8 protein-coding genes, 2 tRNA genes and 1 rRNA gene are annotated in these 12,646 nt (G+C 56.8%); 10 read left to right on the top strand and 1 reads right to left on the bottom strand.

Translation table 11 applies throughout. From position 1 onward, the window contains the following. Nucleotides 1-42 precede the first annotated feature (42 nt). Together HUW35_RS10340 and HUW35_RS10345 are read left to right on the top strand one after the other, a co-directional pair. On the top strand, nucleotides 43-1,236 hold the full coding sequence (locus HUW35_RS10340) for an efflux RND transporter periplasmic adaptor subunit (RefSeq protein WP_181252276.1): 1,194 nt from the start codon (nucleotides 43-45) through the stop codon (nucleotides 1,234-1,236). A 29-nt stretch (nucleotides 1,237-1,265) separates the two neighbouring features. Then, nucleotides 1,266-4,409, top strand: coding sequence for an efflux RND transporter permease subunit (locus HUW35_RS10345; protein WP_181252277.1), 3,144 nt, complete (start codon nucleotides 1,266-1,268; stop codon nucleotides 4,407-4,409). 5 nt (nucleotides 4,410-4,414) lie between these two features. On the opposite strand, the gene HUW35_RS10350 is transcribed toward HUW35_RS10345, so the two are convergent. Beyond that, complete coding sequence (locus HUW35_RS10350; RefSeq protein WP_181252278.1) at nucleotides 4,415-4,912, bottom strand: DUF4124 domain-containing protein; 498 nt, start codon at nucleotides 4,910-4,912, stop codon at nucleotides 4,415-4,417. 528 nt (nucleotides 4,913-5,440) lie between these two features. Between HUW35_RS10350 and HUW35_RS10355 the strand changes: the two genes are divergently transcribed. The 8 genes from HUW35_RS10355 to HUW35_RS10390 all read left to right on the top strand — a co-directional run bounded on the left by HUW35_RS10355 (nucleotide 5,441) and on the right by HUW35_RS10390 (nucleotide 12,476). Next, nucleotides 5,441-7,177, top strand: coding sequence for an acetolactate synthase 3 large subunit (locus tag HUW35_RS10355; RefSeq protein ID WP_181252279.1), 1,737 nt, complete (start codon nucleotides 5,441-5,443; stop codon nucleotides 7,175-7,177). A gap of 15 nt (nucleotides 7,178-7,192) precedes the next feature. After that, on the top strand, nucleotides 7,193-7,684 hold the full coding sequence (ilvN, locus tag HUW35_RS10360) for an acetolactate synthase small subunit (protein WP_078084481.1): 492 nt from the start codon (nucleotides 7,193-7,195) through the stop codon (nucleotides 7,682-7,684). Nucleotides 7,685-7,760: 76 nt separating this feature from the next. Next, nucleotides 7,761-8,786, top strand: a complete 1,026-nt coding sequence (gene ilvC / locus HUW35_RS10365; protein WP_181252280.1) for a ketol-acid reductoisomerase — start codon at nucleotides 7,761-7,763, stop codon at nucleotides 8,784-8,786. 118 nt (nucleotides 8,787-8,904) lie between these two features. Beyond that, the gene (pssA, locus tag HUW35_RS10370) at nucleotides 8,905-9,819 is read left to right on the top strand and encodes a CDP-diacylglycerol--serine O-phosphatidyltransferase (protein ID WP_255463227.1); all 915 of its coding nucleotides are present in this window, start codon (nucleotides 8,905-8,907) and stop codon (nucleotides 9,817-9,819) included. Nucleotides 9,820-10,114: 295 nt separating this feature from the next. Continuing rightward, nucleotides 10,115-10,348, top strand: coding sequence for a hypothetical protein (locus HUW35_RS10375; RefSeq protein WP_181252281.1), 234 nt, complete (start codon nucleotides 10,115-10,117; stop codon nucleotides 10,346-10,348). A 192-nt stretch (nucleotides 10,349-10,540) separates the two neighbouring features. Then, nucleotides 10,541-12,076 (top strand): 16S ribosomal RNA (locus HUW35_RS10380). A gap of 124 nt (nucleotides 12,077-12,200) precedes the next feature. Beyond that, nucleotides 12,201-12,276, top strand: a tRNA-OTHER gene (locus tag HUW35_RS10385). Nucleotides 12,277-12,400: 124 nt separating this feature from the next. After that, nucleotides 12,401-12,476 (top strand) — tRNA-Ala (locus tag HUW35_RS10390). The last annotated feature ends 170 nt before the right edge of the window (nucleotides 12,477-12,646 follow it).

The raw sequence follows: 12,646 nt of genomic DNA on the forward strand, positions 1-12,646 counted from the left end.
AACCGACGCCCAGGGACGGGCAGTATTCAATGGACCTGATGTATGTCGTTGGCAAAGCAGCTGTTTAACCGGCGCATGTTCTGGATGTTGCTGGGGTGCCTGTTGGTGTTCGGCGGTATTTTCGGTTTCAAGTTGTTTGGCAAGTACATGATGAACCAGTTTATGGACAACATGTCGTTGCCGCCTGCCACCGTCAGCACCGCCAGGGTGGCCCAGCAGCGCTGGCAGACGACTCTCGCCGCAGTGGGCAGTGTGCGTGCCATCAACGGTGTCGACGTCACCACCCAGGCCCAGGGTGAAGTCAAAGCCATTTATTTCGAGTCCGGCCAGCAGGTGGAAAAAGGGACCCTGCTGGCGGAGCTCACTGCCAACCCGGAGACCGCACAGATAGACGTGCTGGAGGCTGAGCGCCGGCTCGCGGACCGGGACTACAAACGGATATCCGAACTCTACAAAAAGGGCGTGGCCACACTGCGTGAGCTGGATCAGGCCAAAGCCGCCCGCGATCAGGTGCTTGCGAATCTTTCAGTGCAGCGTGCCACCATAGCTGAGCGCACGATCACCGCCCCGTTCTCCGGGCAACTGGGAATTCGCCAGGTCGACCTCGGCCAGAATGTTGCGCCCGGCGATGCGGTAGTTTCCCTGCAGCAATTGCAGCCCATCTATGTTGATTTTTCCCTCGCTGAGCAGGACTTCAGTCGTGTCGAACTGGGTCAACAGATCACCCTCAATGCCGCTGCAGTGCCCGATGAGGAATTTAATGGGCGTATTACTGCGATCGATCCCGCCATAGACCCGCGCAATCGAACCTTTCTGCTCCAGGCCACTCTGGAAAATAATCAGCGCCGGCTGCGACCGGGTATGTTCGCGGATGTTTCGGTAGAAGTGGAAAAGTTTCGCACCGTGCTGGTGGTACCGCGCACCGCCATTAGTTATGCACCCTACGGCAACGCAGTATTCGTGATCCGCAAACCGCAGAAAAAACCGGCGGATTCTGCGGCGCAGGGGCGCGCGCCCAAGAAGGATACTGCGCAACAGCCGCAGTGGGTCGCAGTAAAGCGGTTCGTGAAAACCGGGGAAGAGCGGGGGGACCTGATTGAAATTACCCAGGGGCTGGAAGCCGGTGAGCAGGTCGCTACCAGCGGGTTGCTGAAGCTGCGCAATGAGGGCAGCGTGATCATCAATAACGAAAACCCGCCCCCGGACCAGTTATCACCGCAACCGGATAACAGTTAGCTGTCGCCGCCAGCAGGCAAGGATGCCGTGTGAATTTTACTGATATCTTTATTCGCAAGCCGGTGCTCGCCTGCGTGGTGAGCCTGTTTATCTTCCTGCTCGGCCTGCGCTCCGCTTCCGAGCTGAATGTGCGCCAGTATCCGGAGCTGGAAAACGCGGTGATAACCGTCAGTACCGTGTATGTCGGTGCGGATGCCGATCTGGTTCAGGGATTTATTACCACGCCTCTGGAGCAGGAAATCGCCAGTGCCGACGGCCTCGATTACATCGTTTCCACCAGTATCCAGGGTATTTCCGTCATTCAGGCGTACGTGCGCCTGGACTACGATCCCAACGAAGTCCTTACTCAGGTGGTCGCCAAGGTAAACAAGCTGCGCAATGAACTGCCGGAGGAATCCGAGGATTCCACCGTAGATCTGGCGGTGGGGGAAACCATCGCCGCCATGTACCTGTCGTTCTCTTCAGAAATTCTCAACAACAACCAGATCACCGATTACATCACCCGAGTCGTACAGCCGAAGCTCTCCACCGTGGCCGGGGTCCAGCGCGCGGCATTACTGGGCAACCGCACCTTCGCCATGCGTATCTGGCTGAAACCGGCGGAGATGGCAGCCCAGGGCGTTACCCCCGGGGATATCAGCAGCGCGCTGCGTCAGAACAATGTGCTGGCAGCGGTGGGTAGCACCAAGGGCACACGGGTGGCGATGGACATCCGCGCGGCGACGGATATCGCTACTGAAGCCGAGTTTCGCAAGCTGGTGGTGCGCGCGGATGGCGATCGCCTGGTACGGCTGGAAGATGTGGCGGAGGTGGAGCTGGGGTCCGAATCTTACGATACCTCGGTGACCTTCAATGGCCGTTCCGCTACCTTCGTCGCGGTGGAGGTAGCGCCGGATGCCAATGCGCTGGATGTCATCGCGGATGTGCGCGACAAACTGAACAATGAAATTTTTCCCCAACTGCCGGAGGGTATGCTCGGGGAAATTCCCTACGACAGCACCGAATACATTCAGGACTCGATCAATGAAGTGGTGAAGACCATTGCCGAGGCGGTGCTGATAGTAATTCTGGTGATCTACCTGTTCCTCGGCTCCCTGCGTAGCGTGATCATTCCCGCGGTGGCAGTTCCCTTATCTATGGTTGGGGCGCTGTTTTTGATGTTGCTGATGGGCTTTTCCATCAATCTGCTGACCCTGCTGGCAATGGTGCTGGCCATCGGCATCGTGGTGGACGACGCAATTATCGTGTTGGAAAACGTGCACCGGCATATCGAGGAGGGGCTCTCGCCGGAAAAGGCGGCTATCAAGGGGGCACGCGAACTGGCCTGGCCCATTGTGGCGATGACCACGACATTGATCGCGGTGTATCTGCCTATCGGCTTTCTTGGCGGGCTGACCGGCACCCTGTTTATTGAGTTTGCGTTTTCCCTGGCCGGGGCGGTACTGCTGTCGGGGGTGGTTGCGCTGACCCTGTCGCCGATGATGGCCGCCAGGGTGCTGCGCCCGGAAAGTGGTGAACGCAGCAATCGTCTGGAAGCCTGGCTGGAGCGCCGACTCGGTGGGCTGGAGTCCGGGTACCGGCGGCGCTTGCACGGTGCACTGGACAGTCGCGCGGTCATCCTGGTGTTCGGCCTGATCGTGCTGTGCAGTTGCTACTTCCTGTTTGTTACATCACCCAGTGAGCTGGAGCCGAAAGAAGATCGGGGTTTTGTACTGGGGATTGCCCGTGGGGACTCTTTCGCCACGCTGGATTATATGGAGCAGTACACCAGCCAGATTAATGGCGTGAAGGAGCGACACCCGGAAGTGGAAAACCTGTTTCTGCTCAACGGTGTCGGCGGCGCCGGAAACAGTACCAATAGCGCGATCGCAGGGTTCGTGCTCTCCTCCTGGAACAAGCGGGATAAGAACACCCAGGAAATGCAGGAACTGATCAACGGCGAAGTTTCCCAGATTGCCGGGCTGAAAGTTGCCACTTTTGTTCCCCCCAGCCTGCCCACTGCCGGTGGCACCCTGCCGGTAGAGTTTGTGATTGGCACCACCGAGCCCATCGCCAGTCTCGCCAGCTTTGCCGACGACATCATGGGGCGCGCGTTGGCGAGCAAGAAATTTATCTTTCTCGATGCGGACCTCAAGCTGGACAAACCCCGGCTTTCGGTCGTCATCGATCGTGACAAGGCGGCGTCCATCGGGGTCAACATGGCCGACCTGGCGCGGGAGCTGGGGGCGATGATGTCTGGTGCCTACACCAACCGCTTTTCCCTGGAGAACCGCAGTTACAAGGTTATCCCGCAGGTGGTGCGCAGCGACCGTCTTACCGGTGAGCAGTTGCAGCAGTATTACATTCGCGCCGGCGATGACACCCTGGTCCCGCTGTCCACCTTGGTAAGAATCGAAGAAAGCGTCGAGCCCCAGCAACTGAAACGCTTTCAGCAATTGAATGCGGTCACCATTTCCGGTGTGCCCCGGCCAGGGGTTCCACTGGGTGAGGCGCTGGGCATTCTCGAGTCCGCGGCTGCGGAGGTGTTGCCGCGGGAGTACTCCACCGATTACTCCGGGCAGTCCCGCCAGTTTAAAAACGAGGGCTCGGATCTGTTGCTCACCTTTTTCTTCGCGCTGATCGTGATTTACCTGGTGCTGGCTGCGCAGTTTGAATCCTGGCGGGACCCTCTGATCATGCTGGTCACGGTGCCCATGAGCGTGTGCGGTGCAATGATCTTCGTCAGCCTGGGGCTGACCACGCTCAACATCTATACCCAGGTGGGGCTGGTGACCCTGATCGGGGTCATCTCCAAGCACGGCATCTTGATCGTGGAGTTTGCCAATCAATTACAGCTGCAGGGGCGAAGCAAGCGCGAGGCGATCGAGGAGGCTTCCAGCATCCGCTTGCGTCCGATCCTGATGACCACGGCCTCTCTGGTACTGGCAATGGTGCCGCTGCTGATTGCTGCCGGTCCCGGTGGGGGAGCGCGTTTTGCCATGGGGCTGGTCGTGGCTTCCGGGATGACCATCGGCACCCTGTTCACCCTGTTTGTGGTGCCGGCGATGTATATGTACCTGGGGCGCGATTACGGAGCGGGGCAAAAGGAGGAAAGGCAGAGCGGGGATGGACCAGGTGGCGAATTGCCGGATAGAGCGCATCCGGCGGACGGTGAGATGCCCGCCGGACACTGAGAGACTCAGCAATTATTTTGCAGGATCTGGCGGGTCTGCTGGATCCGCTGCTGCCGCTCTTCTTCCGGCAGCACCCGGTAGCCGCCACTGGCATCCACTTCGCGCACGCGCGCGTGGCTCTCCAGTTCCTGCAGGCGCTGTTGTGCGCTGCGGCAGCGCTGGGCGCGGGCCGCCATCTCGGCTTTTTCGGTAGCCACATTCTCGGCTTTTTTCTCGGCATCATCACGGCTGGACTGCTGTGGTGCGACGGAGGAGGCTTCTTCGTTGGGCTTGCCGGCGGTGCTCATCTTGCGCTGTGCGACTAGGGCCTGTTGTTCCTCCTGCCATTTCTTGTAGCGCTCAGAGCGGGGTGCCTTGACCACTTCTACCTGTTTCTTCTGCGGCGGCTGGGATGTGAAGTGCACCACGCCGTCTTCATCCACCCACTTGTAGATGCCATCGGCCTGAGCTGTCGCGGCCATCAGGCCCAGCGACAGGAAGAGGGTTGCAATAACAGTGCGCATGGGGAAACCGCCTCGGTGTATGAGTATTGTTGTTGTGCCGGCCTGTTCGGGAGTCCGTCAGATGCCTGCCCCGATGCCCGCATTGTACCGGGGAGGTGCGGGTATCTCGCAACCCAGTTAACAGTTTGTGCTAGGGAAAGTGGCCGCATGGTCTATTGGCTGGCCTCATCTGTTGACACTGGGGGCGCAAACTGCACAATTTGGCCTTCGCTCGGCGAAGTAGATGTCACCACAACACCCCGTGGACCGCACTCTTTCCGGTGAGTTAAGCGCTCACCCCCTCCTGCCGAGGAGGCCCTCCCCATCTGGAGGCCTTGGTGTTCGCGACCCGGTTCCGCTACCGGCCGGATACCGCGCAATTTAGCGTTTCCGTTAAGCTATCCTAAAAAATGGGCTAAATCTGCGTTTAAGGCTGATATTTATCACGCTTTTCCTTTAGAATCGCCGTCTGGCTTTCGCGCCGTCCGGTTTTTCTGTGGTTATTGGATGATGCGGATCCTAATTTAGCGAAATATTGAGGGGGCTCAAGTGGAATTACTCTCCGGCGGCGATATGTTGGTTCGCGCGCTGCAGGATGAAGGGGTAGACCTGATTTTCGGTTACCCCGGCGGTTCGGCGCTTCATATATACGATGCCATCTTCCGTCAGAAGGGCATCAAGCATCTACTGGTGCGTCACGAGCAGGGGGCAACCCACTCTGCCGATGGTTATGCCCGCGCGACGGGCAAGACTGGCGTCGTCCTGGTCACATCTGGTCCCGGTGCTACCAATGCCATTACCGGTATTGCGACCGCCTACATGGACTCGATTCCGATGGTGGTGATTTCCGGGCAGGTGCCTTCCGACAAGATCGGTGAAGACGCCTTCCAGGAAACCGATATGGTGGGCTGCTCGCGCCCGATCGTGAAGCACAGCTTCCTGGTCAAGAAGGCGGAAGATATTCCCGAGGTAGTCAAGAAGGCGTTTTATATTGCTTCCACTGGCCGTCCAGGCCCGGTGGTGATCGATATCCCCAAAGACGTCACCAATCCGGTGGATCGCTATCCCTACAAGTTCCCGGAAAAGCTGCGTATGCGCTCCTATACCCCCGCGGGTAAGGGACACACCGGCCAGATCCGCAAAGCGGTGGCGTTGTTGTTGTCCGCCAAGCGCCCGGTCATCTACGCCGGTGGTGGTGTGGTTCAGGGGGACGGCTCCGAATTGCTCACCGAGCTGGCCCAGCACCTCAACTACCCGGTGACCAATACCCTGATGGGGCTGGGTGCATACCCGGGCACCGACAAGCGCTTCCTCGGCATGCTCGGCATGCACGGTACCTTCGAGGCCAACACGGCCATGCACCACGCGGATGTGATTCTCGCGGTGGGTGCGCGCTTTGATGATCGGGTAACCAATACGCCGAATAAATTCTGTCCCGGTGCCAAGGTTATCCACATCGATGTGGATCCCGCGTCCATTTCCAAGACCATTACTGCGGATGTGCCCATCGTGGGTACGGTGCAGTCGGTGCTGAAGGAAATGCTCGAGATGCTCAAGGCCTCCACGGACATGCCGGACCAGTCTGCGATCGTCGACTGGTGGCGTCAGATTGACGACTGGCGCGAGCGCCACGGTCTTTACACTGCGCCACGTTATCGCACCAATGGCGACATGATCATGCCGCAAGAGGTGATCAGTGCAGTGCATGAGATCACCAGGGGCGATGCCTACGTGACTTCGGATGTCGGCCAGCACCAGATGTTTGCAGCCCAGTACTACCGCTTCGACAAACCTCGGCGCTGGATCAACTCCGGTGGCCTCGGCACCATGGGCTTCGGCCTGCCGGCTGCCCTGGGGGTGAAAGCCGCTTTCCCGGATGCGGAAGTCGTTTGTGTAACCGGTGAAGGCAGCATCCAGATGTGTATCCAGGAGCTGTCCACAGCGACCCAGTACAAGCTGCCGGTAAAAATCCTGTGTCTGAATAACCAGGCCCTGGGCATGGTGAAGCAGTGGCAGGAAATGCAGTACGAAGGGCGCCTGTCCAACAGTGTTTATGAGGAGTCCCTGCCGGACTTCATCAAGCTGGCGGAAGCCTACGGGCACCTGGGCATGAAGATCGAGCACCGCGATGAGCTGCACGGCAAACTCGCGGAGGCGTTTGCGATCAAGGATCGCACCGTGTTTATCGATGTTTACGTCGATCCGACTGAGCACGTTTATCCCATGCAGGTGATGCCGAACGGCTCCATGCGGGATATGTGGCTCAGCAAAACGGAACGGACGTAAAGGGAGGTAAACACAATGCGCAGAATCATTTCAGTTCTGATGGAGAACGAACCCGGTGCGCTGTCGCGGGTGGTTGGCCTGTTTTCCCAGCGAGGTTACAACATCGAGAGCCTCACGGTGGCCCCTACCGAAGACGCGACCCTGTCGCGGCTGACGCTGACTACCATCGGGGACGACCACAAGATCGAACAGATCACCAAGAATCTGAACAAGCTGATCGATGTGGTAAAACTGGTGGACCTGACTGAAGGTTCACATATCGAGCGCGAACTGCTGCTGGTGAAAGTGCGTGCGACCGGGGCACAGCGGGACGAAGTCAAACGCAGTGTGGACATCTTCCGCGGCCAGATCGTCGACGTCACCAGCAATATGTACACGGTACAGGTATCGGGTACCAGTGAAAAACTGGACGCTTTCTTACAGGCACTGGGCGAGCACACCATTATGGAAGTGGTCCGCTCCGGTGTTTCGGGGATCGCCCGCGGCGAAAAAATCCTCAGTGTTTGAGCGCTGTCTGAATGAATCAATGCTGAGTAATCAGCGGGTAAATGACTTTTAAAGTACGAAAAGCAGGAAGTAAGTTATGCAAGTTTATTACGATAAAGATTGTGACCTCTCTCTGATCAAGTCCAAGACTGTTGCAATCATAGGTTACGGCTCCCAGGGCCACGCGCACGCCAACAACCTGAAAGACTCCGGTGTGAGCAATGTTGTTGTCGGTCTGCGCAAGGGTTCTGCTTCCTGGGCAAAAGCCGAGAAAGCCGGTCTGCGTGTAGCGGAAGTCGCCGACGCGGTTAAAGATGCCGACGTTGTCATGATCCTGACTCCGGACGAGTACCAGGCAGCGGTGTACCGCGAGCAGGTAGCGCCGAACCTGAAATCCGGTGCCGCGCTGGCATTTGCCCACGGCTTCAATGTCCACTTCGAGCTGATCGAGCCGCCGAAAGATGTCGACGTCATCATGATCGCGCCGAAAGGCCCGGGCCACACTGTGCGCTCTACCTACCTGGAAGGGGGCGGTGTTCCGACCTTGATCGCGATCTACCAGAACGCATCCGGCACCGCGAAAGAGCTGGCGCTGTCCTACGCATCCGCCAACGGTGGCGGCCGCTCAGGAATCATCGAAACCAACTTCCGCGAAGAAACCGAGACCGATCTGTTCGGTGAGCAGGCCGTTCTGTGTGGCGGTGTATCCGCACTGGTACAGGCTGGCTTCGAAACTCTGACCGAAGCGGGTTATGCGCCGGAAATGGCCTACTTCGAATGTCTGCACGAGCTGAAGCTGATCGTTGACCTGATGTATCAGGGCGGCATCGCGGACATGCGCTACTCTATCTCCAACACTGCAGAGTACGGCGACTACGTTACCGGTCCGCGCATCGTCACCGAAGAGACCAAAGCGGAAATGAAGCGGGTTCTGAAAGATATTCAGACCGGCAAATTCGCCAAGGACTTCATGCTGGAATCCCTGGCCGGTCAGCCGCGCCTGAAAGCCGAGCGTCGTATCGGCGGTGAGCACCAGATCGAAGAGGTCGGTGCCAAACTGCGTTCGATGATGCCCTGGATCAAGGCCAACAAGATCATCGACAAGACCGAAGGCAACAGCTAAATAGCGGCTTTCGATCAAAAAGCGGCGGGACTTGGCGGTCCCGCCGCTTTTTTTTTGCCTGTTCGCCACTGTACACTCCACGTTGTGTCACCAAGTCGTGGTTTTTAAGGAAGCTTGTATGAGCGAGAAACAGGACGATCGGGCAGAGAGCCTGCGGTCCGAAGAGGAAATCCGCTTACCAGTGGATGAACATGTGGAAGAAGAGGTTTCCGCGAGCGGTAAAAAGGTGCGGGCAAAAGGGGTATACCTGCTGCCAAACCTGATTACCACGGGCGCTCTGTTCAGTGGCTTCTACGCCATCATTGCGGGTATGGGGGGCAACTTCGAGGCTGCTGCCATCGCAATCTTTGCCGCCATGATCCTCGATGGCCTGGATGGTCGGGTCGCGAGACTGACCGATACCCAGAGCGCATTCGGGGTCCAGTACGACTCACTCTCCGATATGGTGTCGTTTGGTCTGGCGCCGGCGCTGGTGGTGTTCAGCTGGGGGCTCGGGCCGCTCGGCAAACTGGGATGGGCGGCCGCATTCCTCTATGTGGCCTGTGCCGCGTTGCGACTGGCCCGCTTCAATACCCAGGTTGATACCGTCGATAAGGGGGTGTTTATCGGTCTCGCCAGTCCGACTGCAGCCGCTATCGTGGCCAGCATGGTCTGGGCCGGTCACGACGCCGATGTGGGGAGCGGTCTCGCCTTTGTCGCCGCACTGGTGACCGCTGCAGCGGGTCTGCTGATGGTGTCTAACTTCCATTACAGCAGCTTCAAAAAGCTCGATTTCAAGGGGCGAGTCCCGTTTGTCATGATGCTGGCGATCATCCTGGTGTTCAGCCTTGTCACTATCGACCCGCCCCGTGTGCTGTTGGTGATTGCTGTGATCTACACTTTTTCAGGGCCGGCGGCCTGGGTGTGGAAGATGCTGCGCGACCGCCGTGCAGCTTCTGTAGCAGCTGGTGAGGGCACTGCCGAAGTTGAGGGTAAAGAGGGACGTGGTAGTGAGACTGAGGAGTCTGCTGGCAAGTCCTCGAACAAGCAGTAACTGCTGCTGTATCCCATCTTTTGATGTCGGCCGGTCCCTGTCGTGGATTGGCCGACAATTCTACCCGCCATTTTTGGCATTCCCCTCCCGTGACACTATTCTGAAAAGATCCCCCGAGAGAAACCGAAGGGCTACGCCTGTGGCTCCGGGTCTTCGTCGGTCGGATTTCCTCCCCCGGGAGGGTTTTTAAACTTTTTCGAAAAAGTGCTTGCGAAGGCCATTATGGGCTCGTATAGTTCGCGCCCTCGCTGCTTGAGCGGCAACGCAAAACGCGGCGAGACGGCAAGATAAGCCTTTGAAATTTAGCGAGTTTCACTCCAAAAAAGAATTTCAAAAAGCCCTTGCCAAACGAGATCGGCGCCATATAATGCGCGTCCTTCTCGGGGTCACCGAAGCGGTGATCGAGGTGGTTGGAAGCGTTGATTTATCGCGGTTTCAGCGCTTCAAAGAAGTCTGCAAAAAGCGCTTGCTTAAGCAGATCGGATGTGTAGAATACGCGTCCCACAGTGAGGGCCTGGCGCCACGCTGAGTTGTTTAAAAATTCGATCAAGCAATATGTGTGGGTGCTTGCGGAGCGACGGATCGACATCTGGTCTCGACCAGAAATAGATTTATCGGAAGCAAGTAACTCATGTCAATGAATTACGTTTTAATTCCGAGCAAGACTTAAGTCCTGACTGGCCATTGAAGTTTAATGGCGTGAGCAGTCGGGCGACTCTTTAAACTGAAGAGTTTGATCATGGCTCAGATTGAACGCTGGCGGCAGGCCTAACACATGCAAGTCGAGCGCGAACGGTCCTTCGGGACTTATTAGAGCGGCGGACGGGTGAGTAATGCATAGGGATCTGCCCAGTAGTGGGGGATAGCCCGGGGAAACCCGGATTAATACCGCATACGTCCTACGGGAGAAAGCAGGGGATCTTCGGACCTTGCGCTATTGGATGAACCTATGTCGGATTAGCTAGTTGGTGAGGTAAGGGCTCACCAAGGCGACGATCCCTAGCTGGTCTGAGAGGATGATCAGCCACACTGGAACTGAGACACGGTCCAGACTCCTACGGGAGGCAGCAGTGGGGAATATTGCACAATGGGCGCAAGCCTGATGCAGCCATGCCGCGTGTGTGAAGAAGGCCTTCGGGTTGTAAAGCACTTTCAGTCGTGAGGAAGGTTTATGCGTTAATAGCGTATAGATTTGACGTTAGCGACAGAAGAAGCACCGGCTAACTCCGTGCCAGCAGCCGCGGTAATACGGAGGGTGCGAGCGTTAATCGGAATTACTGGGCGTAAAGCGCATGCAGGTGGTTTGTTAAGTCAGATGTGAAAGCCCGGGGCTCAACCTCGGAATAGCATTTGAAACTGGCAGACTAGAGTACTGTAGAGGGGGGTAGAATTTCAGGTGTAGCGGTGAAATGCGTAGAGATCTGAAGGAATACCGGTGGCGAAGGCGGCCCCCTGGACAGATACTGACACTCAGATGCGAAAGCGTGGGGAGCAAACAGGATTAGATACCCTGGTAGTCCACGCCGTAAACGATGTCTACTTGGAGGTTGTGGCCTTGAGCCGTGGCTTTCGGAGCTAACGCGTTAAGTAGACCGCCTGGGGAGTACGGTCGCAAGATTAAAACTCAAATGAATTGACGGGGGCCCGCACAAGCGGTGGAGCATGTGGTTTAATTCGATGCAACGCGAAGAACCTTACCTACTCTTGACATCCAGAGAACTTTCCAGAGATGGATTGGTGCCTTCGGGAACTCTGAGACAGGTGCTGCATGGCTGTCGTCAGCTCGTGTTGTGAAATGTTGGGTTAAGTCCCGCAACGAGCGCAACCCTTATCCTTGTTTGCCAGCGAGTAATGTCGGGAACTCCAGGGAGACTGCCGGTGATAAACCGGAGGAAGGTGGGGACGACGTCAAGTCATCATGGCCCTTACGAGTAGGGCTACACACGTGCTACAATGGTTGGTACAGACGGTCGCTAAGCCGCGAGGTGGAGCTAATCCGAAAAAACCAATCGTAGTCCGGATTGGAGTCTGCAACTCGACTCCATGAAGTCGGAATCGCTAGTAATCGTGGATCAGAATGCCACGGTGAATACGTTCCCGGGCCTTGTACACACCGCCCGTCACACCATGGGAGTGGGCTGCAAAAGAAGTAGGTAGTTTAACCTTCGGGGGGACGCTTACCACTTTGTGGTTCATGACTGGGGTGAAGTCGTAACAAGGTAGCGCTAGGGGAACCTGGCGCTGGATCACCTCCTTAATCGAAGTCGACCTAACTTCGTAAGTGCTCACACATATTGCTTGATCGGAACTGATGATGTTGTGTCAGTGATGCCCGTTGGGCGGGTCTAGTGCCCTGTGGTTTACCCAGGGTACAAAGTTTTAGGCCTGTAGCTCAGCTGGTTAGAGCGCACCCTGATAAGGGTGAGGTCGGCAGTTCAAGTCTGCCCAGGCCTACCAAAATTCCACGACTCGGCGCTTTCAGAATTCTTGCATAGCAGGCTATGCGGCGAATTCAGAAAACACCAATTCGTGAAATTTACATTCTTCAAAGTGAAAGGTTTTGAAGGGTGCTTATTGAGATGGGGCTATAGCTCAGCTGGGAGAGCGCCTGCCTTGCACGCAGGAGGTCAGCAGTTCGATCCTGCTTAGCTCCACCATTTTCCGACACAACATTAGAACTCAGAAATCTGATTTTTTATCGAAAGATAAGAGTTCAGCTTTCTGATTTTTACATCAGATGCTCTTTAACAAGGTGAAACATTTTGTAGTAATACACTGCAAGGCGAGGTTGAGTACTAACAATACTCAACTCAATAGAAATGTGTGT

Source organism: Microbulbifer sp. YPW1, assembly GCF_013367775.1.
Taxonomy (GTDB): domain Bacteria; phylum Pseudomonadota; class Gammaproteobacteria; order Pseudomonadales; family Cellvibrionaceae; genus Microbulbifer.

What these genes read in the sequence shown, in the direction of transcription:
- HUW35_RS10340 (WP_181252276.1), top strand. Translation starts at nt 43, where the DNA reads ATGTCGTTGGCAAAGCAGCTGTTTAACCGGCGCATGTTCTGGATGTTG.
- HUW35_RS10350 (WP_181252278.1), bottom strand. Translation starts at nt 4,912, where the DNA reads ATGCGCACTGTTATTGCAACCCTCTTCCTGTCGCTGGGCCTGATGGCC.
- ilvN (WP_078084481.1), top strand. Translation starts at nt 7,193, where the DNA reads ATGCGCAGAATCATTTCAGTTCTGATGGAGAACGAACCCGGTGCGCTG.
- ilvC (WP_181252280.1), top strand. Translation starts at nt 7,761, where the DNA reads ATGCAAGTTTATTACGATAAAGATTGTGACCTCTCTCTGATCAAGTCC.
- pssA (WP_255463227.1), top strand. Translation starts at nt 8,905, where the DNA reads ATGAGCGAGAAACAGGACGATCGGGCAGAGAGCCTGCGGTCCGAAGAG.